Origin of the sequence: Salipiger thiooxidans (assembly GCF_900102075.1) — a bacterium.
Taxonomy (GTDB): domain Bacteria; phylum Pseudomonadota; class Alphaproteobacteria; order Rhodobacterales; family Rhodobacteraceae; genus Salipiger; species Salipiger thiooxidans.
In genome coordinates, this window is the sequence record NZ_FNAV01000006.1 from 87,990 (window position 1) to 113,085 (window position 25,096).

A 25,096-nucleotide genomic window follows, 5' to 3' on the forward strand; every position below is an offset into this window, starting at 1 on the left:
GCAGGATCACTTCATCGAGCACTCTTCGACATAGGCGCTCGAGCGGTCCTCGAGCGCGGTGGCGACGATCTTGTTGGTGAAGACGTCGCCTTCCTGGATGACCTCGCGGATGTAGATGTCCTGGATCGGGTGCTGGTTGGTGTCGAAGGAGAATTCGCCGCGCACGCTGTCGAAGGCGGCCTCCTTCAGCGCCGCGCGGAAGGCTTCGGCGTCCGAAGGCTCGGCCTTGTCCAGCGCCGAGAGCAGCAGGTTCGCGGTGTCGTACCCATAGGCCGCATAGAGCGACGGCAGGCGGCCGTAGGCCTCCTCGAAGCCGCTGACAAAGGCCGCGTTAGCCTCGTTGTCGAGATCCTTGGACCAGTTCGAGCCGTTCTTCACCCCGAGCGCCGCGTCGCCCACGGCCTGAAGGATGTTCTGGTCGAACGAGAACGCCGGGCCCATCACCGGCAGGTCGACGCCACTGTCGGCAAACTGCTTGAGGAACGAGATCCCCATGCCGCCGGGCAGGAAGAAGAAGATGCTGTCGGCGCCCGAGGCGCGGATCTGCGCGATCTCGGAGGCGTAGTCGGTCTGGCCGAGCTTGGTGTAGACCTCGCCCGCCAGCTCGCCGCCGTAGAAGCGCTTGAAGCCGTTGAGGCTGTCCTGCCCAGCCGGGTAGTTCGGCGCCATGATGAAGGGCTTGGTGAAGCCCTCGGACTTGGCATAGGCACCGGCGGCCTCGTGCAGGTTGTCGTTCTGATAGCTGACCGCGAAGTAGTTCGGATTGCAGCCCTTGCCCGCCAGCTGCGCCGGCGCGGCGTTGGTCGAGAGGTAGAACTTGCCCTGCGCGGTGGCGGCGGGCACCACGGCCATGGCAAGGTTCGACCACACGATGCCGGTCAGGATGTCGACCTTCTCGGACTGGATCATCTTGTCGGCGATCTGCACCGCCACGTCGGGCTTCTGCTGGTCGTCCTCGACGATCACCTCGACGTCGTCGCGCCCGGCCTTCTGCATCGCCAGCAGAAAGCCGTCACGGGTGTCGATGCCGAGGCTGGCACCGCCGCCGGACAGCGTGGTGATCATGCCGACCTTCACCTCGGCCTGTGCGCTCGCGGCAAGTGCCGCCAGGCTCGCGGCGGCGAGCAGCGTTCTGATGGACATTGCGAAACTCCCTGTTCTCGTTCCCCCTGCCGGATCTCCGCCCGGCGTGCCGCGCAAGGGTTAACGGAAATGCGAGCGATGTCCATGCAGGACCTTTCCCATGCCATGCCCCGCCGCAGGGGCGCCACAAAAAAGGCCGGGCGCAAAGGCCCGGCCCTGTCCGTGAGGGTTGGACGGTCGGTGTCTCAGATCGCGACCACGTCGAGCGGCGGGAAGCCGTTGAAGCCGACCGAGGCATAGGTCGAGGTGTAGGCGCCGCAGTTGCGGATCACGATGCGGTCGCCGGCGCGCAGCCCCAGCGGCAGCTCGACCGGGCGCTTCTCGTAGAGCACGTCGGCGCTGTCGCAGGACGGCCCCGCGAGGATGCAGGCGCCGGTGTCCTCGTGATCCCGGTCGGTGAGGAACTGGTAGCGGATCGCCTCTTCGATGGTCTCGGCAAGGCCCGAGAACTTGCCGATGTCGAGGTAGACCCAGCGGTGCAGGTCGTTGTCGGACTTCTTCGAGACCAGCAGCACCTCGGCGGCAATGGCGCCCGCCTCGGCCACGAGGCCACGGCCGGGCTCGGCCATCACCTCGGGAACGTCGCCGAAGCGCTCGTGCACAAGGGTCATGACGTCTGCCGCGTAGCAGGCCGGCGCGTCGATCGCCTCGCCGTAGAAGGCCGGGAAACCGCCGCCGATGTTGAGCAGCGACATCTCATGGCCGGCGTCGCGGGCGGCGTGCCAGATGGCTGCGACCTGGTCGAGCACCGGCGCCCACATCTGGGCGCGGCGGGTCTGCGAGCCCACGTGGAACGACAGGCCCACCGGCGCGAGGCCGAGCTGACGCGCCACGGTGAAGAGGTGCAGGACCTTGTCGCGCGAGCAGCCGAACTTGCGGGTGAGCGGCCAGTCGGCCTCGGTGTTCTCGACGATCACGCGGATGTAGACGCGCGCGCCGGGCGCGTGCTCGGCGATCTTCTCGAGCTCCTGCTCGGCGTCCGCGGCAAAGAGGGTCACACCTTGGGCATGGGCCCAGGCGACGTCTGACACCTTCTTGACGGTGTTGCCGAAGGAGATCCGGTCGGCCGTGGCACCGGCAGCGAGGCACATGGCGATCTCGGTGCGCGAGGCGGCGTCGAAGTTCGAGCCGAGGCGGGTGAGCGTGCGCAGGATCTCGGGCGCCGGGTTCGCCTTGACCGCGTAGTGGATGCGGGCACGGCCGAGCCCCTGCGCCAGCGCGGCGTAGTGGCGCGCCACCGTCTGGGTGTCGATCACCAGCGTCGGGCGCTCGAACCGGTGCGCACGCACGTAGGCCTCGGCGCGGCTGAGCGAGCGCTCCGGTGCGGTCTCCGGGTCGGGGGCGGCAAAGACAGGGGTTTGACGGGCAGCGAGCCCGGTCACGTATGCGTTCATGGTCATCTCCAATCAGACCCGGCCATTCCGGTTTCCCGGCGCAGACCGCTCAGTTCCAAGGGAGACGTTACCGTCGCTACGTAACCGCGTGGGAAGGATCCCCACCTCGACAGAGGCGCGTGCGTTGGCGTCTATGAACGCGCATATGGCGCCGGAGTACCACGCAATCAAGATCGTTTCGGGGCGGTTCGGAGAATTTTCGCGCGACGGCCTCAGCCGTGTTCGCGCAGGCACAGTTGCGGCGGCTCGCCGCGCTTGCCTTCGGTCTCGGCCCCGCAATGGATGCAGGTCCAGCGCGAGACATCGCCCTGGCGGTATTCCCGCCAGCGGCAGAGCCTGCGGTCCCGGTGTTTCCTGTTGTAGAGCAGCAGGATCACGAACGCGACGACGAGGCCGACGGCAAAGATCATTGCCGGCCTCGGGAAATCGGTCGCTGTGTCATGGGATCAGCCGGCAGGGCGGATGCTCCGCCCCGGACGCCCTCAGGCGGCCTGGTAGTAGGCGCAGGTGCCGGGCTCTTCGTCCGCATCGCGGGCGGTGTCGTGCACGAGAACGGGTTCGGGCTGGTAGTAGGCATAGGCCTGTTCGAGAATGGCAAGCGCCTCGGCGGCGTCGATTTGCGATTTGGTCTGCTCTTGCATCGGGTGGTCCTTCGGTATCGGTCCGTCTTTCCCCCCTCGGACGTCTAGATAGCCTTTGCTGCAGCGCAGCACACCCCCCGATGCTGCAACAGGGCTTTGCAGCTCCTGCATGGTTCCGCAGGGTCATCGCCCCCCCACCCCGCTGGCAGGACACTTTCGAAACGCAAGACGCCGCGCTTGCGGAAAGCGCGGCGTCGAGATGTCGTTGGACGGTCCGTCTCAGACGTGCCGGTTCAGCATCATGCGCTTGATCTCGGCGATGGATTTCGCCGGGTTCAGACCTTTCGGGCAGGTCTTGGTGCAGTTCATGATGGTGTGGCAGCGGTAAAGCTTGAACGGGTCCTCGAGCGCGTCGAGACGCTCGCCCGTGGCCTCGTCGCGGCTGTCGATGATCCAGCGGTAGGCGTGAAGCAGCGCAGCCGGGCCGAGATAGCGGTCGGAGTTCCACCAGTAGCTCGGGCACGAGGTCGAGCACGAAGCGCACATCACGCACTCATAGAGACCGTCGAGCTTCTTGCGGTCCTCGATGGACTGCTTCCACTCCTTCTCGGGACGGTTGGTCTTGGTCTCGAGCCACGGCATGATCGAGGCGTGCTGCGCGTAGAAATGCGTCAGGTCGGGGATCAGGTCCTTGACCACGGGCATGTGCGGCAGCGGGTAGATCTTCACGTCGCCCTTGATCTCGTCGAGACCGTAGATGCAGGCGAGCGTGTTGATGCCGTCGATGTTCATCGCGCAGGAGCCGCAGATGCCTTCACGGCAGGAGCGGCGGAAGGTCAGCGTCGGGTCGATCTCGTTCTTGATCTTGATAAGCGCGTCCAGAACCATCGGGCCGCACTTGTCCATGTCGAGGAAATAGGTATCGACGCGCGGGTTCTCGCCGTCCTCCGGGTTCCAGCGATAGATCTTGAAGGCCCGGACGTTGGTCGCGCCCTGTGGCTTGGGCCAGGTCTTGCCGGTCCGGATCTTCGAGTTCTTGGGGAGTGTGAATTGAACCATGTCGCTCTCCTATCGGATGAGGGCCGGCAGCCCCTCGGCCGCCAGGCAGGTTAGTGTCTCGGGCTTCGAGACGATCTCTCGGACGATCTGCACGGTGCTTTCCGTCGGACCGGTCACGCTGTCCGCCGCAAGCGCGTAGATCTGCGTCGCGGTGGCATTGTTGATGATGCAGTCGAGGGCCGGCTGCACCGGAACGCCCGGGAATTGCTCGACCACGATCTTGGACGTGGTCGACCGGGCCGCGGAGCGCGCAATCTCGTCCTGGCTTTCCGCGGAGCAGGCGGCAAGGAAGAGGATCGGTAGCAGAATCTTGCGCAAGAAACGTCTCCTAGTAGAGCAGCCAGTAGAACGGGCCACCACGCATGCAGTCGCGGGTGCCCCGCTTGTAGAGGATATCGGTCACGATATCGTCGGTCAGTTCGTTCTGGGCCAGGGCGCTGTTCATCGCCAGCGCCTCGATCTGGCCACGGCTCGCGAAGTCGAGCGTGCAGGCCACGGCCCGCTCGGTCGGCACCCCGGGCGCCATGCGCGCCAGCACCGGCGCCACCGCCTGCGCCGCGGTCTCGCGGGCGAGGGAGTTCTCCTCGACCGGGGACAGCAGCGAGCAGCCGGACACCGCCAGCACCAGGAGGACGCCGCTCAGCCTTTGCATAGCAGCCTTCCCCGGTACATGCCGCGCACGCCCGAAGGGCAGGACGCGCTTGCCTGGAACGGAACCGCCCCGGCCGGGACCGCTCCGCGTTTCACCGTCGCCGGCAGGCTCCGCATCGCGGGTTGCGCAATGATCGGGCCCGCGACGCCCGCGTCACCTTCGAGCCGGCGCAGGTAGGCCGCCGAGTCCAACGGATCGAGAGCCTTGCCCAGATCCGCCGGGGTCGCTGCCGGGTAGACCTGGTTCCCGTAGGACCGGGCCGGCATCGGGGTGAGCGGGGGCCGGCCCACCGCGTCGAACATGCAGGCATTGATCTGCCCCGCAAGCTCGGGCGGCGTCGACCGGCTGGCAAGCACGACGTAGGAATTGGCGGTCACGCCATTCGCCGAGCGGTATTTCTGCGCGATGGCAAGCGGCTGGGTCGCCCCCTCCAGCCCCGCACATTGCCAGATCGCTGCCCTCTGCGCCTGGAACCGAGCCTGGGCTTCCGGGCTCGGCCCGAAGGCTGCAAGAGTGAGAATGGCAGCGAAAAGCACGGGCTTCATCAGAACGTCCGGGCTTTCGGTGCGATCTTGGCCAGGCTGATGCCGCCCTCGGCTTCGGTGGTCAGCGGATCGACAACCACCGGGCGCTGGCTCAGCGTCACCGTGTTGCCCTCGACGCGGCTGATGGTGTGGACCCGCCAGTTCTCGTCGTCGCGGTTCGGATAGTCCTCATGGGCGTGCGCCCCGCGGCTCTCCTTGCGCGCCTCGGCGCCGACGATGGTCGCGAGCGCGTTGGGCATGAGGTTGGTGAGTTCCAGCGATTCCATCAGGTCCGAGTTCCAGATCAGCGTCCGGTCAGTGACCTTGAGATCGCCCATCTTGCCGGCGATCGCGGTCATCTTCTCGACACCCTCCTTGAGGGTCTTGTCGGTCCGGAACACCGCCGCGTCGGCCTGCATGGTGCGCTGCATTTCGAGGCGCAGCTCGGCGGTCGGCGTATCGCCGTCCGCGTTGCGGATGCTGTCGAAGCGGTCGAAGGCCTTGTCCACCGAGACCTGGTTCAGCGCGTGCTTGGACGCGGCGCGGTCGACCACCTCGCCGGCGCGGATCGCGGCAGCGCGGCCGAAGACCACGAGGTCGATCAGCGAGTTGGACCCGAGACGGTTGGCACCGTGCACCGAGGCGCAGCCCGCCTCGCCCACGGCCATCAGGCCCGGAACGACGGCATTCGGGTTGTCCGCGGTCGGGTTCAGAACCTCGCCCCAGTAGTTGGTCGGAATGCCGCCCATGTTGTAGTGCACGGTCGGCAGCACCGGGATCGGCTCCTTGGTCACGTCGACGCCGGCGAAGATCTTCGCCGATTCCGAGATGCCCGGAAGCCGCTCGGCCAGCGCCTCGGCCGGCAGGTGAGACAGGTTCAGGTGGATGTGGTCGCCATGTTCGCCCACACCGCGGCCTTCGCGGATCTCCATGGTCATCGAGCGCGAGACGTAGTCACGCGGCGCGAGGTCCTTGTAGGTCGGTGCGTAGCGCTCCATGAAACGCTCGCCCTCGGAGTTGGTGAGGTAACCGCCCTCGCCCCGTGCGCCCTCGGTGATGAGGCAGCCCGAGCCGTAGATGCCGGTGGGGTGGAACTGCACGAATTCCATGTCCTGCAGCGCGAGGCCCGCACGGGCCACCATGCCGCCGCCGTCGCCGGTGCAGGTGTGCGCCGAGGTGGCCGAGAAGTAGGCCCGGCCGTAGCCGCCGGTGGCCAGAACGACCATCTTGGCGTTGAAGATGTGGAAGGTGCCGTCGTCGAGCTTCCAGCAGACCACGCCCTGGCAGACGCCGTCATCGCTCATGATGAGGTCGATGGCGAAGTACTCGATGTAGAACTCGGCGTTGTTCTTCAGCGACTGGCCGTAGAGCGTGTGCAGGATGGCGTGGCCGGTACGGTCGGCCGCGGCGCAGGTGCGCTGCACGGGCGGGCCTTCACCGAACTCGGTGGTGTGGCCGCCGAAGGGCCGCTGGTAGATCTTGCCTTCCTCGGTGCGCGAGAACGGCACGCCGTAGTGCTCGAGCTCGTAGACCGCGGCGGGAGCCGAACGCGCGAGGTATTCCATCGCGTCGGTATCGCCGAGCCAGTCCGAGCCCTTGACGGTGTCGTACATGTGCCACTGCCAGTTGTCGGGGCCCATGTTGGACAGCGACGCGGCGATGCCGCCCTGTGCGGCGACGGTGTGCGAGCGGGTCGGGAAGACCTTGGTCACGCAGGCGGTGCGCAGGCCCTGCTCCGCCATGCCCAGCGTGGCGCGCAGGCCGGCGCCGCCGGCCCCCACGACCACGACGTCATAGGTATGCGTCTCGTATTCGTATGCAGCCATTTTCCTGGTCTTCCTGTCTCAGAGCGCGATCTTGACGAGCGCGAAAAGCCCGCAGGCGATCATGACGTAGCTGAAGGCGACGTAGGCCATGATCAGAACCTTGCGGGTGGTGCCGGCGGTGTAATCCTCGATCATCACACGCCCACCCTTGTGGAAGTGCATCATGCCGACGATCAGCACGAGCGCGGTGAGGATCGCGGGGAAGGGCCGCGACATGGTGGCCAGCGCCGCGTCGTAGCCGGAGCCGAGCGCGTTGCCGAAGATGAAGATCCAGGCCGGCATCATGAAGGCCAGCGCGACCGAGGACACGATCATGAACCAGTGATGCTCTGCGCCGGTGTGGGCCGAGCCCTTGCCAACGGCGCGCTTGCGGTCGGTGATGTAACGCATCGTGACGTCCCCCTCAGAGCCAGATGATGATCACGGTCAGGATCGTCAGCACGACCGACCCGTAAACGCAGATCCAGCCGAGTTTTTCGGCGGTTTCGATGTCAAGCCCCTTGCCCGCGTCGAAGACGAGGTGACGGAGGCCGCCGAGGTAATGGTACCAGATCGCCCAGAGCGAGCCGAACATGATCAGGTCGCCGACGAAGGAGGTGATCCACCATTCGGCGGTTTCGAAGTATTCGGGTCCCGCGGCGAGCGCGAGAAGCCACCAGATCAGCAGGAGCACCGCGACCATCATCGCGTTGCCGGTGATCCTGATCATCACAGAGGTCACTGCGGTGAGCTGGAGGCGGTAGTATTGAACGAACATGAAGGGGGAGAGCGGGCGCTCGATCCGTTTCGCTTCGGCCATGGCTAGTCCTTTCGGTTCCCTTGTGCTCGGGTTCTAGCGGGTTTTCTCCCCCTCTGTCACCAGACTGCACGCGCAGCGAGCGCGTTTTTTGCCCGCTTTTGGAAAAAATAGGCAGGATATGTGATCACACCCAAAAAGCTGTGATCACATTCTCGACGCTAACATTCTGCGTCGCGGAAAACCGGGCGGGGACTTGATTCTGTGCAGGCCCGCACGGTGCGGACCCAGGGCTCACTCGGGGAAACCCAGCCGCTTGAGCGCGAGGGCGCCCATGCTGCGGCGGGCGGGATCCGCCGAGTTCAGATCCCGGTGAATGCGGGACACGAGCCCGCTGAACTTGCGGCGCTTGACCAACGCGTCGATGGCTTCGGGGATCTTGCTCGCCGGCATCGCCAGAACGTCGCTCGTGCCGCTTGGGAGCGGAGTGCCAGACATCGGGGAACCTCTTCTGCAAAAAGGACGATTCTCTTTCACCACTTCGATTGTATTCTCTTTCACCACTTCGATTGTAAAGATCGGGAAACACTAACGCTAAGATTTAGTAAATGTTCCCCCGCAGCTTATTGCGGCATGAGCGCCCAGTAATCGAGATCGAGCAGAACCTCGGGCAGATACTTGCCGTCCTCGCCCCGAAGCGTGAAGGACTCCCCGCCCTTGGTGGCCACCAGCCGCAGCCGGATCGCGCCCACGCCCGGCGCCGGCGTGTCGGCTTTGTCGAGCACTTCGGTCCAGGCCTTGACGGTATCGCCCGAGAAGCACGGGTTGGCGTGGGCGCCGCCGTTCAGCCCCACGATCATCTGCGCGTTGGCAAGCCCGTTGAAGCTCAGGGCGCGGGCCATCGAGATCACGTGACCGCCGTAGATCAGGCGCTGGCCGTCGGGCCGGAAGGTGGCGTCGAAATGCACCTTGGCGGTGTTCTGCCAGAGCCGCGTCGCCATCATGTGCTCGGCCTCCTCGATGGTGACGCCGTCGACGTGGTCGATGGTCTCGCCCGGCTCGTAATCGCCCCAACGGTGCGGCTCCCCCGCGAGGGTGAAATCGTAGGCCGAGAAATCCAGGCCCTCGGGGATCACCAGATCCTCGGGCGCCAGCACCGACTTCAGCTCCGGCATCACCGTCTCGGGCGCCGGAGCGTCGAGATCCTTCTTCCGCACCATCACCCAGCGGCAATACTCCATCACGGTCTCGCCGTTCTGATTGGTGCCGGTGGTGCGCACGTAGACCACCCCGGTCTTGCCGTTCGAGTTCTGCTTGAGCCCGATCACCTCGGAGGAGGATCGCAGCGTGTCACCGGCATAGACGGGTTTCAGCCAGCGCCCCTCGGCATAGCCGAGGTTTGCCACCGCGTTCAGCGACACGTCCGGCACGGTCTTGCCGAAGACCACGTGGAACGCCGCCAGATCGTCGAGCGGCGAGGCCGGCAGACCGCAGGCCCGGGCGAATTCGTCCGAGGAATAAAGAGCATGCCGCGCCGGGTAGAGCGCATGATAGAGCGCCCGCTCCCCGCCCGAGACGGTGCGCGGCACGGCGTGCTCGATCACCTGGCCGATGCTGTAATCCTCGAAGAACCTGCCCGGGTTGGTCTTGGCCATCAGAGCTCTCCCAGCTTGAGGTCGGGGGTGTAGTCGCCCTCAGCCTCCTTCACCACGGCCTGACCGCAGCGCATCACACCATTGGCGGCGTCGAAGGCGTAGGTGGGCTGACCGTAGAGCTCCCAACCCTTGTTCAGCGCCGATGTCACCTTGTGACAGAAGGCGGAAGTGTCGTCCTCGGAGAGAAAGCGGTAGATCTTCATTCTTTGCTCCAACAGGTTAGCCGAAGGTCGGGTAGCCGAGCCAGGTGTGGATGTAGCCGATCACGAAGAGCAGCAGCACGCTGATCGCCGCGAACATCGCGTCCTTGCCGATGCTGCCCTTCGCGGGCGGGGTCCAGCCGGGCTCGGTCCGGTTGATGACCATGATCTCGACGATGGCCCAGAGGCCCAGCCCGCCGAACAGCACGAAGGAGGGCACGTCGCCGTTCACCAGCAGGTGCGCCACCGCCCAGAGCAGGAAGCCCGTCAGCATCGGGTGACGCATCTTGTAGAAGAGCGCGCCCTTCTTCGGGCCCGGCGAGGTGAAATAGAGCGCCGCCAGCATCAGCAGGTTGTTGATCCCGACCGTCGCCGGATGCCGCCCCCAGAAGAAGGCGCCGTCCGCCATGCGGTAACCGAAGATCATCAGCAGGACCGACACCAGCAGGGCGAGCGCGATCGCCCCCTTGCCCTTGTCGCCCATCGCCGCCCGCTGCGCCGGGGCGAGTCGCTTGAACAGGTGCGCGGCCCACCACAGGGCGACGCCGAGAATGAGAAGGACCATGGGTGTCTCCTTTGGTCTTACCTAATTCCCGGCACAGTGCGATTATTCTGTCATGGCAGCAATGGCATCCGCTTTCGCGAGGATGCTTTGCGCGGTGGCCACGTGCAGGTTCTCGACGATCTTGCCATCGACGACCGCAACCCCCTGCCCCGCCTTCCCGGCGGCCTCGAAGGCCTCGATCTGGCGCTTGGCAAGGTCGATCTCGGCCTCGGTCGGGGCGAAGGCGTCGTTGGCGATCGCGACCTGCGCGGGGTGGATCAGGGTCTTGCCGTCGAAGCCCATGTCGCGGCCCTGGTCGCATTCCGCCTTGAGTCCCTCGTCGTCCTTGAAGGCGTTGTAGACGCCGTCGACGATGACGCAGCCCGTGGCCTTGGCGGCCAGCAGGCAGAGCCCGAGCGAGCTCTGCATCGGCAGCCGGTCGGCGCGGAAGCGCGAGTTCAGTTCCTTGGCGAGGTCGTTGGTGCCCATGACCATGCCCCAGAGCTGCTCGTGCGCGCCGATGGCGGCGGCGTTGAGGATGCCGCGCGGCGTTTCCATCATCGCCCAGAGCGGCTTGTCGGTGAGTTTCGCGAGCGCGTCGAGCTGTTCGGGGCTCTCGACCTTGGGCAGCAGGATGGCATCGCAATCCATGTCGTTGGCGGCGACCGCATCGTCCTTGCCCCAGCGGGTGTCGAGCCCGTTGATCCGCACGATCTTCGTGCGCTTGCCGAAACCGCCCTGGCGCAGCGCCGCGGCGAGGGTCTCGCGCGCGGCCTCCTTTTCTCCGGGCGACACCGCGTCCTCGAGATCGAAGATGATCGCATCGACCGGAAGCGTCCGGGCCTTGTCCAGAGCACGGTCCTTGGAGCCCGGAATATAGAGCACCGAGCGGTAGGGGCGCATCGTGAGGTCCATGTTTCTCCTCCCTCTCGAAGAAATAATGTTGCGTGGTAGAGGCCAGTTTTTTGCGAAAAGTGCAAGAGACTTTGTGCCGCGACGCAGAAAAAAGCACCGCATTTGAGCTGTTGCGCCCTGGCAGGGGGTAACGCGCGGGTCCGTTAACCTTTCCTTGGACATTGTTCCGCAGGCTCGGAACAGGCGGCGGAAACGGTCCCCGCCGCGGGAGCGAAGCCAACCGAAGCCGAGGGCAAGACAGGCGCGGGACGCGGACAAAGAGCCGCTCGGCCCGGCGCCACAGCCGAAAGGGCAAAGCGATGAATGCGACGAAAGCAGTTACGACAGTCGTGGCGGCCGTGATCGCGGCGGTCTCCGCCGGAACGGCCCACGCTCAGAACCCCGCCTGCGCCCCGCGCGATCAGGTCGTCGAGAAGCTTGCCACGAAATACGGCGAGACCCGCCGGAGCATCGGGCTCGGCAGCAACAACGCGATGATGGAGGTGTTCGCCTCGGGCGAGACCGGCACCTGGACGATCACCGTGACCTCCGCCGCGGGCGTCACCTGTCTCGTCGCCAGCGGACAGGCGTTCGAAACCCTCGCCGAGGCGCTGCCGAAGCCGGAAAGCGACGCGTGACGCACGGCCGCACGATCCGTCCGAGAATCGAAGGTCTCGCGCCCGAGTGCCATTTTTGACGGCAATCACGGCCCCCTCACGTGGTGATTTACACACTCTGGGCGGGCGCGACCGTTCGTATGCTAACCTATCGTTTTCCTTGTCTTTAGCGCCATCATTTCAGAATCGCTCCGCGCCATGCGCCGCCCGGGCCTCCCGCAGCACCCTTGCACCTGTGCAGGCAAACCCTTACGCAAGCGGCGGAATTGTCAAATGGAGCGGAGATTAGATCCATGGCCAGACCCAAGATCGCCCTCATCGGCGCGGGACAGATCGGCGGCACGCTTGCGCACCTCGCAGCCCTGAAGGAACTGGGTGACGTCGTTCTCTTCGACATCGCCGAAGGCACCCCCGAGGGCAAGGCGCTCGACATCGCCGAGTCCGGCCCCTCGGAAGGCTTCGACGCCACGCTGAAGGGCACGCAAGACTACGCCGACATCGCCGGCGCCGACGTCTGCATCGTGACGGCCGGTGTGGCGCGCAAGCCCGGCATGAGCCGCGACGACCTGCTCGGCATCAACCTCAAGGTCATGAAATCCGTCGGTGAAGGCATCCGCGACAACGCTCCGGATGCCTTTGTCATCTGCATCACCAACCCGCTCGACGCGATGGTCTGGGCCCTGCAGAAGTTCTCGGGGCTGCCCGCGAACAAGGTCTGCGGCATGGCAGGCGTGCTCGACTCGGCCCGCTTCCGTCACTTCCTCGCGACCGAGTTCAACGTGTCGATGAAGGACGTCACCGCCTTCGTGCTCGGCGGCCACGGCGACACCATGGTGCCGTCGGTCCGTTACTCGACCGTCGCCGGCGTTCCGCTGCCGGACCTCGTCGAGATGGGCTGGACCACGCAAGAGAAGCTGGACGCCATCGTGCAGCGCACCCGTGACGGCGGCGCCGAGATCGTTGGCCTGCTGAAGACCGGCTCGGCCTTCTACGCGCCCGCAACCTCGGCCATCGAAATGGCGGAAGCCTATCTCAAGGACCAGAAGCGCGTCCTGCCCTGCGCCGCCTACTGCGACGGCGACCTCGGCGTGTCCGACATGTACGTGGGCGTGCCCACCGTGATCGGCGCCGGTGGCATCGAGAAGATCATGAACATCAAGCTCAACAAGGAAGAGCAAGAGATGTTCGACACCTCGGTGAAGGCCGTGAAGGGCCTCGTCGAGGCGTGCAAGGACATCGACAGCTCGCTCGCGTAAGACACCCGCCGGGGCGTGGTTCAGCGCCCCGGCACCCCCCGGATCAGTCCGGCAAGGTCCTCGGGACCGGTATAGCGCTTCGAGCCGCCAAACACCGGCGACTGCTCCAGCGTCCCCCCCTTCAGAAGCCGCTTGTAATGCTCCGAGCCATCCGCGTGCTGTCCCCGCTGCGCGATGTACTCGACCCCCTTGCGCCCGCGCGTGAGCGGGTAATGCAGGAAGGCGGCGATGCTCTCGGAACAGCGCAGCGCGGTGTCGGCCTTGTGCGGGCCGCCGGCAAACCGCATCCCCCGCTTCCAGCGCAGCAGTCCGAGCTTGGTGCAGTTGAGCGAACCGCTGAAGAGCTTGCGCGACACCTTCCGCCCGAGCCAGCCCGCATCGGCGTTCACCGGCCGGTCGAGCCCGAAGCGGTTGCGCACCACCCAGGTCGCGAGCGGCCCCGCCCCCTTGGGCTTGGGGTAGAACAGCCGGTGCCGCGCGCCGCCGTTGAAGATGACCGGCGGCGACGGGTGTTTGGCCAGCACCTTGGGCGTGACCGGGCGCATGATGTAGCCCTCGGGAAAGCCTGCAGGTGCATCGAAGAACGGGAAACACTCGGCGAGGCTGCGGCCGCTGCCATCGGGATAGACGTGCTCGGACAGCGGCAGGTCGCCATACATGTCGATCATCAGCGTGAGCACCACCTCGGCGCCTTCGGCATCGAGCTCGGAGAGGTACGACCCGATCTCGCGCCCCTGCATCCCCGGGTAGACGAAATGCTCGTCGAGATCCGGCACGAGACTCCAGCGGCCGGTGCACAGCGTGTCCATGATCTCGCCGCGCCACTCCGCCTTGTCGGTGCCGAAATGCGAGTCCGGCTTCGGATGGAACACCGTGACGTCGGGCTGGGCCGCGAGGAACTCGGAGGTGCCGTCGGTCGAACGGTCGTCGACGATGAGGAAGGTCGGGCGGCAGATCCGGCGGTAGTGGTCGAGGAAGTCGGCGAGGATGTTGACCTCGTTATGGGCCAGCGCGACCACCGGAAGCGCCGTTGAATCGTGCCGGTCCTCGCCGTATCTCACCAGTCTCTGCACGTCCCGGGCCTCCGTTCGTCGCGGTTTCCTCCTCGATACCGCGACCGGCCCGAGCTCACAATCGCCAACCGGACAGGCAGTTCGGCGTGATTCTGCCCGTCACGCGCTAACATCGGCGGGGTCCGCCGGTATTTGTGATCACAGCCCCAAAACGTGTGATCACAAAGCGAAAAAATTGCTCGCAATTCGCGGGGTCCGGCAATATTTCGACTGACGCAGGCCGATATGCATGGGTATACCGGCACCGAAATCGCAGCAAGACGGGAAGATTCTTTCATGAACATCCATGAATATCAGGCGAAGGCGCTTCTGCGCGACTATGGCTGCCCGGTCTCCGACGGCCGTATCGTGCTGACTGCCAACGACGCCAAGACCGCCGCGGGCGAGCTCGACGGGCCGCTCTGGGTGGTCAAGGCGCAGATCCACGCAGGTGGTCGCGGCAAGGGCTCCTTCAAGGAATCCGAGGCTGGCGAAAAGGGCGGCGTGCGCCTTGCCAAGTCGGTCGAAGAGGCCGCCGAGGAAGCCAACCGGATGCTCGGCCACACGCTGGTGACGCACCAGACCGGTCCGGCAGGCAAGCAGGTCAACCGCATCTACATCGAGGACGGCTCGGACATCACCTCCGAATTCTACCTCGCCCTGCTCGTCGACCGCGTCACCTCGCGCGTGTCCATCGTCTGCTCGACCGAGGGCGGCATGGACATCGAGGAAGTGGCAGCCTCGACCCCCGAGAAGATCCTGTCGTTCTCCATCGACCCCGCCGTCGGCTACCAGGGCTTCCACGGCCGTCGCGTCGCCTTCGCCCTCGGGCTGTCCGGCAAGCAGATCCGCCAGTGCACCAACCTCCTCTCGAACCTCTACCGGATGTTCGTCGAGAAGGACATGGAGATGCTCGAGATCAACCCGCTGATCGTCACCACCGACGGTGATCTCAAGTGCCTCGACTGCAAGGCCGGCTTCGACGGCAACGCGCTCTACCGCCACCCCGACATCGTCGGCCTGCGCGACGAGACCGAGGAAGACCCCAAGGAACTCGCCGCCTCGCAGCACGACCTGAACTACATCGCGCTCGACGGTGAGATCGGCTGCATGGTGAACGGCGCAGGCCTTGCCATGGCAACCATGGACATCATCAAGCTCTACGGTGCAGAGCCCGCCAACTTCCTTGACGTGGGCGGCGGCGCAACCAAGGAGAAGGTGACCGAAGCCTTCAAGATCATCACCTCGGACCCGAACGTGAAGGGCATCCTGGTGAACATCTTCGGTGGCATCATGCGCTGCGACGTGATCGCAGAGGGTGTGCTCGCCGCGGTGAAGGAAGTCGGTCTGCAGGTTCCGCTGGTCGTGCGTCTCGAAGGCACCAACGTGGATCTCGGCAAGGAGATCATCGCGAACTCCGGTCTGAACGTGATCGCCGCCGACAACCTCAGCGATGGCGCCGAGAAGATCGTGAAGGCCGTGAAGGGCTGATCCGGGTGCGGTCGATGCAGCATATCACCGACGGCGTGGAACGTTCCGCGCGCGTGGCGTGTTCCCCCCGCAAAGGAGGACTCCGTCATGTCGATCAAGCTGCCCGGCCGCAACACCCTGCCCACCGTCTCCGCGAAGCCGCTTCCGGCACGTCGCGACCGGCTTTTGCCGGTGGCCTATGCCGGCGGGATGCTCGCGATCGGAGCGGCTCTGCTGGTCGCCAAGCCGAAGTTCGGGCATGTTCCGCAGCCCAACCGCATGGGGGACGGACCGCGGCTCAGCCGCTGGCGCCGTGCCGCGCAGCGCGGTCGGGATGGCGTGCAGACCTTCGCGCCGGCCAACGTGACGGACTCCATCGGGCGTTCGCTCATGCTGGGGGGCGTTGCGCTCCTGCTGGCGCGGGCGCTGGACGAGATCGCGGGACGCGACGGGCAGTAACGGCCCCCCTTCCCTTCACCGAACAGAGCGGACAGCGCGCGCCCTTGGGCCGTGTGCTGTCTTTCCGTATCACCGGCCCGCGTCCCGCGGCGCCGTCTCAAAACGCGCGCCGCGCTTCCGCGGCCAACTAGGGAGAACGCCAACCATGGCAGTCCTCGTCGACGCAAATACCAAAGTCATCTGTCAGGGCTTCACCGGCTCGCAGGGCACCTTCCACTCCGAGCAGGCCATCGCCTACGGCACCAAGATGGTCGGCGGCGTGACCCCGGGCAAGGGTGGCCAAGACCACCTCGGCCTGCCCGTCTTCAACTCGGTCCACGAGGCCGTGCACGTGACCGGCGCCAATGCTTCGGTCATCTACGTGCCGCCGCCCTTCGCGGCCGACTCGATCCTCGAGGCCATCGACGCCGAGATCCCGCTGATCGTCTGCATCACCGAGGGCATCCCGGTTCTCGACATGATGAAGGTCAAGCGCGCCCTGATCGACAGCTCCTCGCGCCTGATCGGCCCGAACTGCCCGGGCGTCATCACCCCGGACGCCTGCAAGATCGGCATCATGCCCGGCCACATCCACAAGCGCGGCAAGGTGGGCGTCGTGTCCCGCTCGGGCACGCTGACCTATGAAGCCGTGAAGCAGACCACCGACCTCGGCCTCGGCCAGTCCTCGGCCGTCGGCATCGGCGGTGACCCGATCAAGGGCACCGAGCACATCGACGTGCTCGACATGTTCCTCGACGATCCGGAAACCGAAGCGATCATCATGATCGGCGAAATCGGCGGCTCCGCCGAGGAAGAGGCCGCGGCCTTCATCGCCGAGCAGAAGAAGAAGGGCCGCTGGAAGCCCATCGCAGGCTTCATCGCCGGCCGCACCGCCCCTCCGGGCCGCCGCATGGGCCACGCCGGCGCCATCGTCGCCGGTGGCAAGGGCGACGCGGAATCCAAGATCGAAGCCATGAAGTCCGCGGGCATCGTGGTTGCCGACAGCCCCGCCACCCTCGGCGAGGCCGTGATGGCCGCGATCAAGGGCTGAGCTATCTTCGTCCGCGGCGGGCAGTCCCGTCCGCCGCGGACACGAAATCGTTGATGGGCCGGGACTTGCCTTGCCCGCTGTGACACGGAAGAGGAGCATCACGAAAGGGACCCTGCCGACGAGGTCCCTTTCCTGCTGCTTCACCGATCGGTCAGAAAGGAAGACGCGCGATGACGGATCAAAGCCCCAACGACCAGTTCCACGCCTCCAGCTTCATGCAGGGGGCGAACGCGGAATATCTTGAACAGATGTACGCCCGCTACGCCAACGACCCGAATGCGGTCGACGAGGCGTGGGCCGAATTCTTCAAGGCTCTCGGCGACGACGAGACCAGCGTCAAGAAAGAGGCGCAGGGCGCCTCGTGGGATCGTGCCGACTGGCCGCCCGCTCCGCAGGATGATCTGACCGCCGCCCTCACCGGCGAGTGGCCGATGCCCGCGATGCCCGCCGAAGCCAAGGGCGCCGGCAAGAAGATCGCCGCCAAGGCCGCCGAAAAGGGCGTCTCGGTGACCGACGATCAGGTCAAGCGCGCCGTGCTCGACTCGATCCGCGCGCTGATGATCATCCGCGCGCACCGCATCCGCGGCCACCTTGCCGCCGATCTCGACCCGCTGGGCCTGCACGGCCGCGACGCGCACCCCGAGCTCGACCCCAAGGCCTACGGCTTCACCGAAGCCGACATGGACCGCCCGATCTTCATCGACAACGTGCTCGGCCTGCAGGTCGCGTCGCTGCGCGAGATCATGGGCGTGCTCAAGCGCACCTATTGCGGCACCTTCGCCCTCCAGTACATGCACATCTCGGACCCCGAGCAGTCGGCATGGCTCAAGGAGCGCATCGAGGGCTACGGCAAGGAGGTGAAGTTCACCCGCGAGGGACGCCGCGCCATCCTCAACAAGATGGTCGAGGCCGAGGGCTTCGAGAAGTTCCTCCATGTGAAGTACATGGGCACCAAGCGCTTCGGCCTCGACGGCGGTGAATCGCTGATCCCGGCCATGGAGCAGATCATCAAGCGCGGCGGCAGCCTCGGCATCAAGGAGATCGTCTTCGGGATGCCGCACCGTGGCCGCCTGTCGGTGCTCGCCAACGTGCTGCAAAAGCCCTACCGCGCGATCTTCAACGAATTCCAGGGCGGCTCGTTCAAGCCCGAGGACGTGGACGGCTCCGGCGACGTGAAATACCACCTCGGCGCCTCCTCGGACCGCGAGTTCGACGGCAACAAGGTGCACCTGTCGCTGACCGCCAACCCCTCGCACCTCGAGGCGGTGAACCCGGTGGTGCTCGGCAAGGTCCGCGCCAAGCAGGACCAGCTCAATGACGTCGAGCGCCGGCAGGTGCTTCCGATCCTGCTGCACGGCGACGCGGCCTTCGCGGGCCAGGGCGTCGTGGCCGAGTGCTTCGCGCTCTCCGGCCTGCGCGGCCACCGCACCGGCGGCACCATCCACATCGTGGTGAACAACCAGATCGGCTTCACCACCGCGCCGCACTTCTCGCGCTCGTCGCCCTACCCCACCGACAACGCTCTGGTGGTCGAGGCGCCGATCTTCCACGTCAACGGGGACGACCCCGAGGCCGTGGTCCACGCCGCCAAGGTCGCGACCGAGTTCCGCCAGAAGTTCGGCAAGGACGTGGTCATCGACATGTTCTGCTATCGTCGCTTCGGTCACAACGAAGGTGACGAGCCGATGTTCACCAACCCGGTGATGTACAAGCAGATCAAGAGCCACAAGACCACGCTCACGCTCTACACGGACCGTCTCGTCAAGGACGGCCTGATCCCCGAGGGCGAGATCGAGGACATGAAGGCGGCGTTCCAGGCCCACCTCAACGAAGAGTTCGAGGCCGGCAAGACCTACAAGCCGAACAAGGCAGACTGGCTCGACGGCCGCTGGTCGCATCTCGACGCGCAGAAGGAAGGCAACTACCAGCGCGGCGAAACGGCGATCAAGCCCGAGACCATGGCCGAGATCGGCAAGGGGCTGACCACCACGCCCGACGGCTTCCCGCTGCACAAGACCATCGGCCGCTTCCTCGACGCGCGGACCAAGATGTTCGAGACCGGCCAGGGCTTCGACTGGGCGACGGGCGAGGCACTTGCCTTCGGCTCGCTGCTGACCGAGGGCTACCCGGTGCGTCTCGCGGGCCAGGACTCGACCCGCGGCACCTTCTCGCAGCGCCACTCCGGCCTCGTGAACCAGGATGACGAAGAGCGCTACTACCCGCTCAACCACATCCGCGACGGTCAGGCCCGCTACGAGGTCATCGACTCGGCGCTGTCGGAATACGCGGTCTGCGGTTTCGAATACGGCTACTCGCTGGCCGAGCCCAATGCGCTGACGCTCTGGGAAGCCCAGTTCGGCGACTTCGCCAACGGCGCGCAGATCATGTTCGACCAGTTCATCTCTTCGGGTGAATCCAAGTGGCTGCGGATGTCGGGCCTCGTCTGCCTGCTGCCGCACGGCTACGAGGGCCAGGGGCCGGAGCACTCCTCTGCCCGCCTGGAGCGCTTCCTGCAGATGTGCGGTCAGGACAACTGGATCGTCGCCAACTGCTCGACCCCGGCGAACTACTTCCACATCCTGCGCCGGCAGTTGCATCGCAGCTACCGCAAGCCGCTCATCATGATGACGCCGAAGTCGCTTCTGCGTCACAAGCTGGCGGTCTCGACGGCGGCGGACTTCACCACCGGGTCGAGCTTCCACCGCGTCCTGTGGGACAGCGCGCAATCCGGCGAGAGCCAGACCCAGCTGAAGCCCGACGCCGAGATCAAGCGCGTGGTGATGTGCTCGGGCAAGGTCTACTACGACCTGCTGGAAGAGCGCGATGCGCGCGGGCTGGACGACGTCTACCTGCTGCGGGTCGAGCAGTTCTACCCGTTCCCGGCGCTGTCGCTGGTGAAGGAGCTGGAACGCTTCAAGGGCGCCGAGATGATCTGGTGCCAGGAAGAGCCCAAGAACCAGGGTGCCTGGACCTTCATCGAACCCAACATCGAATGGGTGCTGGGCCGCATCGACGCGACCCACCAGCGGCCGCGCTACGTCGGCCGCGCCACCTCGGCCTCGCCCGCGACGGGTCTGGCCAGCCAACACAAGGCACAACAAGAGGCGCTCGTGAACGAGGCGCTGACCATCGAAGGGAACTGACACAATGACGACCGAAGTGCGCGTCCCCACGCTCGGGGAATCCGTGACCGAGGCAACGGTGGCCACCTGGTTCAAGAAACCGGGCGACGCCGTGGCCGTGGACGAGATGCTGTGCGAGCTTGAGACCGACAAGGTGACCGTCGAGGTGCCCTCCCCCGTGGAAGGCGTCCTCGAGGACATCGTCGCGAAGGAAGGCGATACCGTGGGCGTGGACGCGCTGCTGGCCAATATCGCGCCCGCTGGCGAAGCCGGCTCGACCACCGTCGAAGAGCGCCCCTCGGCCGCCAAGCCCGCCGCCCCCTCGGGCGACGCGGCCCCGGTCGACGTGATGGTGCCGACGCTGGGTGAATCGGTGACCGAGGCCACCGTCTCGACCTGGTTCAAGAAGGTCGGCGACAGCGTCCAGCAGGACGAGATGCTCTGCGAGCTCGAGACCGACAAGGTCTCGGTCGAGGTTCCCGCGCCCGCCTCCGGCACGCTGACCGAGATCCTCGCCCCCGAGGGCTCGACCGTGGAAGCCGGCGGCAAGCTCGCCGTGCTCTCGAGCGGTTCCGGCGCCGCCGCCCCGGCCGCGGCCCCCGCCGCTGCCGCACCTGCCGCCTCCTCGGGCAGCAAGGACGCGGAAGACGCCCCCTCGGCCAAGAAGGCCATGGCGGAAGCCGGGCTCGACCCGAAATCCGTGCAGGGCACCGGCAAGGACGGCCGCGTCATGAAGGAAGACGTGACCGCCGCGATCGCCGCCGCCAAGTCCGCGCCCGCAGCGGCCAGCGCCCCGGCAGCGGCCCCCCGCGCGCCGAGCCCGGCCGAGGACGCCGCCCGCGAGGAGCGGGTCAAGATGACCCGCCTGCGCCAGACCATCGCGCGCCGCCTGAAGGACGCGCAGAACACCGCGGCCATGCTCACCACCTACAACGAGGTGGACATGACCGAGACCATGGCCCTGCGCAGCCAGTACAAGGAGCTGTTCGAGAAGAAGCACGGCGTGCGTCTCGGCTTCATGTCCTTCTTCACCAAGGCCTGCGTGCACGCGCTGAAGGAAGTCCCCGAGGTCAACGCCGAGATCGACGGCACCGACGTGGTCTACAAGAACTTCGTGCACATGGGCATCGCCGCCGGCACGCCCCAGGGCCTCGTGGTTCCGGTCATCCGCGACGTGGACAACAAGTCCTTCGCCGAGATCGAGGGCGAGATCGCCGAGAAGGGCAAGCGCGCCCGTGACGGCAAGCTCTCGATGGCCGAGATGCAGGGCGGCACCTTCACCATCTCCAACGGTGGTGTCTACGGCTCGCTGATGTCCTCGCCGATCCTGAACCCCCCGCAGTCGGGCATCCTCGGCATGCACAAGATTCAGGACCGTCCGATGGTCGTGAACGGCAAGATCGAGATCCGCCCGATGATGTACCTCGCGCTGAGCTACGATCACCGCATCGTCGACGGCAAGGGCGCCGTGACCTTCCTCGTCCGCGTCAAGGAAGCGCTCGAGGATCCGCGCCGCCTGCTGATGGATCTCTGATGATCCAAGACTACTCCAAACTCGGTTCCTCCGACTTCTCTGAGGCGTTCGGATTTGGGGCGGTAACCTTAATTGCAATTGGCTTCTACTACAGGAGCCAATTGCAACCATTCGCCGAAGTGTATGAGTTCGTGGAACGAATCCCTGCGTGGCTAGGCGCTGCATGCGCTGCCATCGCAGTATTTGTGTCTTACATTGCTGGTCGTTCAGTCGCCGCGTTGGGGAAACTGCTCGCCGAATACGGTGGCTTGGTCAGTCGTTTCGACGAAGAGATCGTTGCAAGAGTCTCACTTAGCCGGAACGAAAGCCTATGGCATTGCATGGCGATGGCGGAACGGCGCATAGGGTTTTTCCATGGCATGCTTGGAACGGCAGTTGCGATGCTGTTGCTTCTAGTATTTTCCGCGTTGGCCCCCCTGCTCACAAGCGCTGCCCCACTCAACGGCTGGCCGATGCACCTCTTTTCGTTCATCATATTGGCGCTTACCGTACTCTCCTGCAGGTTAGCCTCAGCACAAGAAGTTAGCAGGTTTCATCAGCTCTACGTCCGCTACTCCGACCTCGAAAAGTCAGATACCACCCATGGGCAAACATAGAGTGTCCAAACTACTCGGTTGCATAGGACATCTCATTGGAGCTGTCGGGTCGGATTTCACACTCTCCGGCGTGTGCCGCGGACTAAAGAGAACCCTTTGCACCCAGTCCAGATCGGAGACCACCGCATGAACCAGCTCCTTCTCCGCTACACCAGCTTCGACGCCGGCCAATTCGACGGCGACGCCGAGAACCGCGGCAACGCCGGGCTCACCCTGCTGCAACGCTGGCAGGAGACCGACGGCGCCGCCACCTGGCTGCTCTTCAGCATCAACGATGCCGACAAGGCCAGGTCCTGGCTGAGCCAGGCCGACTCGCTGGGCCACGCGCCCGCCGAGGCCCATTTCCTGAGGACCGCATGACCCCGGAACTCGCAGCCCTCGCCGCCACGGCCTTCATCCACCTCGCCGCCGTGCTCTGGTCGCAGCGGGCGCTCGAGGCCGATGTGGGGCGCGACGGCAACACCGGCCCCCGCGACGGCGTCGAGGCCCGCCTCTCCGCGCACACGCTCCGCCTGCGCCGCGCGCTGGCCAACCACACCGAGAACATCGGCCTCTTCATCATCGCCGTGGCGCTGGTGCAGTTCACCCAGAGCAACGGCTGGCTCACCGCCATCGCCGCCTGGGTCTTCGTCGCCGCCCGCGCCCTCTACCTGCCCGCCTACGCCTTCGGCTGGGTACCGTGGCGGTCGCTGATCTTCTCGGCGGGCCTCGTCTCCTGCTTCGTCATGATCCTCGCGAGCCTGCTCTGACCATGACCCCTGAACTCACCGCCCTCACCCTCGCCGCGCTCCTGCAGGTCCTGCAGATGATGCTGTTCTCGATCCTCGCGCAGAAGCAGGTGGGCAGCAAGTACGCCGCCTCCCCGCGCGACAGCAGCCGCGAGCTCACCGGCCTCGCCGGCCGTGCGCAACGGGCGATGAACAACCACTTCGAAGGGCTGATCCTGTTCGGCATCGCCACCATGGTGGTGACCTACGCCGACAAAAGCAGCGCGCTCACCGTGATCCCGGCGCTGCTCTACCTCGGCGCCCGCGTGCTCTACATCCCCGCCTATCTGCTCGGCTGGGCGCCGTGGCGCTCGCTGATCTGGGCGGTCGGGCTGTTCTCGACCGTCGTCATGCTGGTGGCGGCGCTCCTGTGACCTTCATCTTGCCAGATAAACTCCGGGGGTGAGGCGCGGCACGCGCCGAGGGGGCAGCGCCCCCTCCCCCTCCGAACCGACAACAGAAAGGACAAACGAAATGGCACAATACGACGTCATCGTCATCGGCGCGGGCCCCGGCGGCTACGTCGCCGCCATCCGCTGCGCCCAGCTCGGACTCAAGACCGCCTGCGTCGAGGGCCGCGAGACCCTCGGCGGAACCTGCCTGAACGTGGGCTGCATCCCCTCCAAGGCGCTGCTGCACGCCAGCCACCAGCTGCACGAGGCCGAGCACAACTTCGCGGCCATGGGCCTCAAGGGCAAGGCGCCCACCGTCGACTGGAAGCAGATGCTCTCCTACAAGGACGACGTCATCGGCCAGAACACCAAGGGCATCGAGTTCCTCTTCAAGAAGAACAAGATCGACTGGATCAAGGGCTGGGCCAGCATCCCCGAGGCCGGCAAGGTCAAGGTCGGTGACGAGACCCACGACGCCAAGAACATCATCATCGCCTCGGGCTCTGTGCCCGCGTCGGTGCCCGGTGCCGACGTCGAGATCGACGAGAAGGTCGTGGTGACCTCGACCGGCGCGCTCGAGCTGCCCAAGGTGCCGAAGAAGATGATCGTCATCGGTGCCGGCGTCATCGGGCTCGAGATGGGCTCGGTCTACGCGCGTCTCGGCGCCGAGGTCGAGGTGATCGAGTATCTCGACGCCATCACCCCCGGCATGGACGCCGAGGTGCAGCGCAGCCTGCAGAAGCTGCTGTCGAAGCAGGGCCTCAAGTTCACCCTCGGCGCCGCCGTGTCGAAGGTCGAGACCAAGGGCGGCAAGGCCACGGTCACCTACAAGCTGCGCAAGGACGACAGCGAGCAGTCGGCCGAGGCCGACGTGGTGCTCGTCGCGACCGGTCGCAAGCCCTACACCGACGGGCTGGGCCTCGACGCGCTCGGCATCGCCACCACCGACCGCGGTCAGATCAAGACCGACGGCCACTGGCAGACCAGCGTCAAGGGCATCTACGCCATCGGCGACGCGATCACCGGCCCGATGCTGGCCCACAAGGCCGAGGACGAGGGCATGGCCTGCGCCGAGGTCATCGCCGGCAAGCATGGCCACGTGAACTATGGCGTCATCCCCGGCGTGATCTATACTTGGCCCGAGGTCGCCTCGGTCGGCGCCACCGAGCAGGAGCTCAAGAACGAGGGCCGCGCCTACAAGGTCGGCAAGTTCTCGTTCATGGGCAACGGCCGCGCGAAGGCGGTCTTCGCGGGTGAAGGCTTCGTGAAGATCCTCGCGGACAAGGAAACCGACCGCATCCTCGGCTGCCACATCATCGGCCCGTCGGCCGGCGACCTGATCCACGAGGTCTGCGTGGCGATGGAATACGGCGGCTCGGCCGAAGACCTGGCGCTGACCTGCCACGCCCACCCGACCTTCTCGGAAGCGGTGCGCGAGGCGGCTCTGGCCTGCGGCGACGGCCCGATCCACTCCTGATCCCGACGCTCCCGGCTCTCGCGGCCGGAGGGACCGGCAAAAAAGGGGCCCCCGCGCGCTGCGGGGGCCCTCTTCGTTTCGGCGATCACGCCCGCCTCGCTCGCGATCCAGTCGTT

Annotated in this window: 29 protein-coding genes; 12 read left to right on the forward strand and 17 right to left on the reverse strand. The window is 65.9% G+C overall.

Features of this window, described 5'->3' with window-relative positions; genetic code table 11:
- Positions 1–6 precede the first annotated feature (6 nt).
- The 16 genes from BLQ77_RS10400 to BLQ77_RS10470 all read right to left on the reverse strand — a co-directional run bounded on the left by BLQ77_RS10400 (position 7) and on the right by BLQ77_RS10470 (position 11,229).
- Complete coding sequence (locus BLQ77_RS10400; protein WP_207545834.1) at positions 7–1,143, reverse strand: ABC transporter substrate-binding protein; 1,137 nt, start codon at positions 1,141–1,143, stop codon at positions 7–9.
- Between the two features lie 185 nt (positions 1,144–1,328).
- Complete coding sequence (locus BLQ77_RS10405) at positions 1,329–2,537, reverse strand: type III PLP-dependent enzyme (RefSeq protein ID WP_089959096.1); 1,209 nt, start codon at positions 2,535–2,537, stop codon at positions 1,329–1,331.
- 212 nt (positions 2,538–2,749) lie between these two features.
- Positions 2,750–2,947 carry a hypothetical protein gene (locus tag BLQ77_RS10410; protein ID WP_089958621.1) on the reverse strand — a complete coding sequence of 66 codons (198 nt, stop codon included), beginning with the start codon at positions 2,945–2,947 and terminating at the stop codon, positions 2,750–2,752.
- Between the two features lie 72 nt (positions 2,948–3,019).
- Positions 3,020–3,178 (reverse strand): hypothetical protein, encoded by a 159-nt coding sequence (locus BLQ77_RS28730; RefSeq protein WP_008883465.1) that lies wholly within the window; start codon positions 3,176–3,178, stop codon positions 3,020–3,022.
- Between the two features lie 219 nt (positions 3,179–3,397).
- Positions 3,398–4,177 carry a succinate dehydrogenase iron-sulfur subunit gene (locus BLQ77_RS10415; protein ID WP_008883535.1) on the reverse strand — a complete coding sequence of 260 codons (780 nt, stop codon included), beginning with the start codon at positions 4,175–4,177 and terminating at the stop codon, positions 3,398–3,400.
- Between the two features lie 9 nt (positions 4,178–4,186).
- A complete protein-coding gene (locus BLQ77_RS10420) occupies positions 4,187–4,495 on the reverse strand; it encodes a hypothetical protein (RefSeq protein ID WP_008883004.1) in 309 nt (102 codons plus the stop codon).
- A 10-nt stretch (positions 4,496–4,505) separates the two neighbouring features.
- Positions 4,506–4,829, reverse strand: a complete 324-nt coding sequence (locus BLQ77_RS10425) for a hypothetical protein (protein ID WP_089958624.1) — start codon at positions 4,827–4,829, stop codon at positions 4,506–4,508.
- Complete coding sequence (locus BLQ77_RS10430) at positions 4,817–5,374, reverse strand: hypothetical protein (protein ID WP_089958628.1); 558 nt, start codon at positions 5,372–5,374, stop codon at positions 4,817–4,819. The genes BLQ77_RS10425 and BLQ77_RS10430 overlap by 13 nt, the downstream gene beginning before the upstream one ends.
- Positions 5,374–7,179 carry a succinate dehydrogenase flavoprotein subunit gene (sdhA, locus tag BLQ77_RS10435; protein WP_008883099.1) on the reverse strand — a complete coding sequence of 602 codons (1,806 nt, stop codon included), beginning with the start codon at positions 7,177–7,179 and terminating at the stop codon, positions 5,374–5,376. Before sdhA ends, BLQ77_RS10430 begins: the two co-directional genes overlap by 1 nt.
- Positions 7,180–7,197: 18 nt before the next feature.
- Positions 7,198–7,569 (reverse strand): succinate dehydrogenase, hydrophobic membrane anchor protein, encoded by a 372-nt coding sequence (locus tag BLQ77_RS10440; protein ID WP_008883512.1) that lies wholly within the window; start codon positions 7,567–7,569, stop codon positions 7,198–7,200.
- A gap of 13 nt (positions 7,570–7,582) precedes the next feature.
- Entirely contained in the window at positions 7,583–7,978 is a 396-nt protein-coding gene (gene sdhC / locus BLQ77_RS10445; RefSeq protein WP_008883312.1) for a succinate dehydrogenase, cytochrome b556 subunit, read from the reverse strand.
- Between the two features lie 231 nt (positions 7,979–8,209).
- A complete protein-coding gene (locus BLQ77_RS10450) occupies positions 8,210–8,413 on the reverse strand; it encodes a hypothetical protein (RefSeq protein ID WP_040383622.1) in 204 nt (67 codons plus the stop codon).
- A gap of 125 nt (positions 8,414–8,538) precedes the next feature.
- Complete coding sequence (locus BLQ77_RS10455; RefSeq protein ID WP_089958631.1) at positions 8,539–9,570, reverse strand: MaoC family dehydratase; 1,032 nt, start codon at positions 9,568–9,570, stop codon at positions 8,539–8,541.
- Positions 9,570–9,773, reverse strand: a complete 204-nt coding sequence (locus BLQ77_RS10460; protein ID WP_089958635.1) for a DUF1737 domain-containing protein — start codon at positions 9,771–9,773, stop codon at positions 9,570–9,572. The genes BLQ77_RS10455 and BLQ77_RS10460 overlap by 1 nt, the downstream gene beginning before the upstream one ends.
- Before the next feature lie 16 nt (positions 9,774–9,789).
- Positions 9,790–10,335, reverse strand: a complete 546-nt coding sequence (locus tag BLQ77_RS10465; RefSeq protein WP_089958639.1) for an NnrU family protein — start codon at positions 10,333–10,335, stop codon at positions 9,790–9,792.
- Between the two features lie 42 nt (positions 10,336–10,377).
- Positions 10,378–11,229 carry an HpcH/HpaI aldolase/citrate lyase family protein gene (locus BLQ77_RS10470; RefSeq protein ID WP_089958643.1) on the reverse strand — a complete coding sequence of 284 codons (852 nt, stop codon included), beginning with the start codon at positions 11,227–11,229 and terminating at the stop codon, positions 10,378–10,380.
- A gap of 299 nt (positions 11,230–11,528) precedes the next feature.
- On the opposite strand from BLQ77_RS10470, the gene BLQ77_RS10475 reads away from it, so the two are divergent.
- Both BLQ77_RS10475 and mdh read left to right on the forward strand, forming a co-directional pair.
- Positions 11,529–11,846 (forward strand): hypothetical protein, encoded by a 318-nt coding sequence (locus BLQ77_RS10475; RefSeq protein WP_089958647.1) that lies wholly within the window; start codon positions 11,529–11,531, stop codon positions 11,844–11,846.
- Positions 11,847–12,118: 272 nt separating this feature from the next.
- Positions 12,119–13,081 carry a malate dehydrogenase gene (mdh, locus tag BLQ77_RS10480; RefSeq protein ID WP_008883250.1) on the forward strand — a complete coding sequence of 321 codons (963 nt, stop codon included), beginning with the start codon at positions 12,119–12,121 and terminating at the stop codon, positions 13,079–13,081.
- A 20-nt stretch (positions 13,082–13,101) separates the two neighbouring features.
- On the opposite strand, the gene BLQ77_RS10485 is transcribed toward mdh, so the two are convergent.
- Positions 13,102–14,154, reverse strand: coding sequence for a glycosyltransferase family 2 protein (locus BLQ77_RS10485; RefSeq protein WP_089958650.1), 1,053 nt, complete (start codon positions 14,152–14,154; stop codon positions 13,102–13,104).
- Positions 14,155–14,430: 276 nt separating this feature from the next.
- On the opposite strand from BLQ77_RS10485, the gene sucC reads away from it, so the two are divergent.
- The 10 genes from sucC to lpdA all read left to right on the forward strand — a co-directional run bounded on the left by sucC (position 14,431) and on the right by lpdA (position 24,980).
- Positions 14,431–15,624: an ADP-forming succinate--CoA ligase subunit beta gene (gene sucC, locus BLQ77_RS10490; protein ID WP_008883498.1), complete on the forward strand. Its 1,194-nt coding sequence runs from the start codon at positions 14,431–14,433 to the stop codon at positions 15,622–15,624.
- 87 nt (positions 15,625–15,711) lie between these two features.
- Positions 15,712–16,062 carry a hypothetical protein gene (locus BLQ77_RS10495; protein WP_008883103.1) on the forward strand — a complete coding sequence of 117 codons (351 nt, stop codon included), beginning with the start codon at positions 15,712–15,714 and terminating at the stop codon, positions 16,060–16,062.
- A gap of 145 nt (positions 16,063–16,207) precedes the next feature.
- Positions 16,208–17,092 carry a succinate--CoA ligase subunit alpha gene (gene sucD / locus BLQ77_RS10500; protein WP_089958654.1) on the forward strand — a complete coding sequence of 295 codons (885 nt, stop codon included), beginning with the start codon at positions 16,208–16,210 and terminating at the stop codon, positions 17,090–17,092.
- 170 nt (positions 17,093–17,262) lie between these two features.
- Positions 17,263–20,235: a 2-oxoglutarate dehydrogenase E1 component gene (locus tag BLQ77_RS10505; RefSeq protein ID WP_089958657.1), complete on the forward strand. Its 2,973-nt coding sequence runs from the start codon at positions 17,263–17,265 to the stop codon at positions 20,233–20,235.
- Between the two features lie 4 nt (positions 20,236–20,239).
- Positions 20,240–21,748, forward strand: a complete 1,509-nt coding sequence (gene odhB / locus BLQ77_RS10510; protein ID WP_089958660.1) for a 2-oxoglutarate dehydrogenase complex dihydrolipoyllysine-residue succinyltransferase — start codon at positions 20,240–20,242, stop codon at positions 21,746–21,748.
- Entirely contained in the window at positions 21,748–22,344 is a 597-nt protein-coding gene (locus BLQ77_RS10515; RefSeq protein ID WP_089958662.1) for a hypothetical protein, read from the forward strand. The genes odhB and BLQ77_RS10515 overlap by 1 nt, the downstream gene beginning before the upstream one ends.
- A 126-nt stretch (positions 22,345–22,470) precedes the next feature.
- Positions 22,471–22,704: a hypothetical protein gene (locus BLQ77_RS10520; protein ID WP_089958666.1), complete on the forward strand. Its 234-nt coding sequence runs from the start codon at positions 22,471–22,473 to the stop codon at positions 22,702–22,704.
- On the forward strand, positions 22,701–23,093 hold the full coding sequence (locus tag BLQ77_RS10525; RefSeq protein WP_008883056.1) for an MAPEG family protein: 393 nt from the start codon (positions 22,701–22,703) through the stop codon (positions 23,091–23,093). Before BLQ77_RS10520 ends, BLQ77_RS10525 begins: the two co-directional genes overlap by 4 nt.
- Positions 23,094–23,095: 2 nt before the next feature.
- Positions 23,096–23,485, forward strand: coding sequence for an MAPEG family protein (locus BLQ77_RS10530; RefSeq protein ID WP_089958669.1), 390 nt, complete (start codon positions 23,096–23,098; stop codon positions 23,483–23,485).
- Positions 23,486–23,585: 100 nt separating this feature from the next.
- Positions 23,586–24,980 carry a dihydrolipoyl dehydrogenase gene (gene lpdA / locus BLQ77_RS10535; protein ID WP_089958671.1) on the forward strand — a complete coding sequence of 465 codons (1,395 nt, stop codon included), beginning with the start codon at positions 23,586–23,588 and terminating at the stop codon, positions 24,978–24,980.
- Positions 24,981–25,096: the final 116 nt, after the last annotated feature.

Excerpts from the sequence above, each read along its gene's own strand:
- BLQ77_RS10505 (WP_089958657.1), top strand. The coding sequence starts at position 17,263 with ATGACGGATCAAAGCCCCAACGACCAGTTCCACGCCTCCAGCTTCATG.
- sdhA (WP_008883099.1), bottom strand. The coding sequence starts at position 7,179 with ATGGCTGCATACGAATACGAGACGCATACCTATGACGTCGTGGTCGTG.
- sdhC (WP_008883312.1), bottom strand. The coding sequence starts at position 7,978 with ATGGCCGAAGCGAAACGGATCGAGCGCCCGCTCTCCCCCTTCATGTTC.
- BLQ77_RS28730 (WP_008883465.1), bottom strand. The coding sequence starts at position 3,178 with ATGCAAGAGCAGACCAAATCGCAAATCGACGCCGCCGAGGCGCTTGCC.
- BLQ77_RS10450 (WP_040383622.1), bottom strand. The coding sequence starts at position 8,413 with ATGTCTGGCACTCCGCTCCCAAGCGGCACGAGCGACGTTCTGGCGATG.
- BLQ77_RS10495 (WP_008883103.1), top strand. The coding sequence starts at position 15,712 with ATGTCGATCAAGCTGCCCGGCCGCAACACCCTGCCCACCGTCTCCGCG.
- BLQ77_RS10415 (WP_008883535.1), bottom strand. The coding sequence starts at position 4,177 with ATGGTTCAATTCACACTCCCCAAGAACTCGAAGATCCGGACCGGCAAG.
- BLQ77_RS10470 (WP_089958643.1), bottom strand. The coding sequence starts at position 11,229 with ATGGACCTCACGATGCGCCCCTACCGCTCGGTGCTCTATATTCCGGGC.
- BLQ77_RS10430 (WP_089958628.1), bottom strand. The coding sequence starts at position 5,374 with ATGAAGCCCGTGCTTTTCGCTGCCATTCTCACTCTTGCAGCCTTCGGG.
- BLQ77_RS10475 (WP_089958647.1), top strand. The coding sequence starts at position 11,529 with ATGAATGCGACGAAAGCAGTTACGACAGTCGTGGCGGCCGTGATCGCG.
- BLQ77_RS10400 (WP_207545834.1), bottom strand. The coding sequence starts at position 1,143 with ATGTCCATCAGAACGCTGCTCGCCGCCGCGAGCCTGGCGGCACTTGCC.
- BLQ77_RS10455 (WP_089958631.1), bottom strand. The coding sequence starts at position 9,570 with ATGGCCAAGACCAACCCGGGCAGGTTCTTCGAGGATTACAGCATCGGC.
- BLQ77_RS10410 (WP_089958621.1), bottom strand. The coding sequence starts at position 2,947 with ATGATCTTTGCCGTCGGCCTCGTCGTCGCGTTCGTGATCCTGCTGCTC.
- sucD (WP_089958654.1), top strand. The coding sequence starts at position 16,208 with ATGGCAGTCCTCGTCGACGCAAATACCAAAGTCATCTGTCAGGGCTTC.
- BLQ77_RS10460 (WP_089958635.1), bottom strand. The coding sequence starts at position 9,773 with ATGAAGATCTACCGCTTTCTCTCCGAGGACGACACTTCCGCCTTCTGT.
- BLQ77_RS10440 (WP_008883512.1), bottom strand. The coding sequence starts at position 7,569 with ATGCGTTACATCACCGACCGCAAGCGCGCCGTTGGCAAGGGCTCGGCC.
- BLQ77_RS10465 (WP_089958639.1), bottom strand. The coding sequence starts at position 10,335 with ATGGTCCTTCTCATTCTCGGCGTCGCCCTGTGGTGGGCCGCGCACCTG.
- BLQ77_RS10530 (WP_089958669.1), top strand. The coding sequence starts at position 23,096 with ATGACCCCTGAACTCACCGCCCTCACCCTCGCCGCGCTCCTGCAGGTC.
- BLQ77_RS10425 (WP_089958624.1), bottom strand. The coding sequence starts at position 4,829 with ATGCAAAGGCTGAGCGGCGTCCTCCTGGTGCTGGCGGTGTCCGGCTGC.
- sucC (WP_008883498.1), top strand. The coding sequence starts at position 14,431 with ATGAACATCCATGAATATCAGGCGAAGGCGCTTCTGCGCGACTATGGC.
- BLQ77_RS10515 (WP_089958662.1), top strand. The coding sequence starts at position 21,748 with ATGATCCAAGACTACTCCAAACTCGGTTCCTCCGACTTCTCTGAGGCG.
- mdh (WP_008883250.1), top strand. The coding sequence starts at position 12,119 with ATGGCCAGACCCAAGATCGCCCTCATCGGCGCGGGACAGATCGGCGGC.
- odhB (WP_089958660.1), top strand. The coding sequence starts at position 20,240 with ATGACGACCGAAGTGCGCGTCCCCACGCTCGGGGAATCCGTGACCGAG.
- lpdA (WP_089958671.1), top strand. The coding sequence starts at position 23,586 with ATGGCACAATACGACGTCATCGTCATCGGCGCGGGCCCCGGCGGCTAC.
- BLQ77_RS10525 (WP_008883056.1), top strand. The coding sequence starts at position 22,701 with ATGACCCCGGAACTCGCAGCCCTCGCCGCCACGGCCTTCATCCACCTC.
- BLQ77_RS10520 (WP_089958666.1), top strand. The coding sequence starts at position 22,471 with ATGAACCAGCTCCTTCTCCGCTACACCAGCTTCGACGCCGGCCAATTC.
- BLQ77_RS10405 (WP_089959096.1), bottom strand. The coding sequence starts at position 2,537 with ATGAACGCATACGTGACCGGGCTCGCTGCCCGTCAAACCCCTGTCTTT.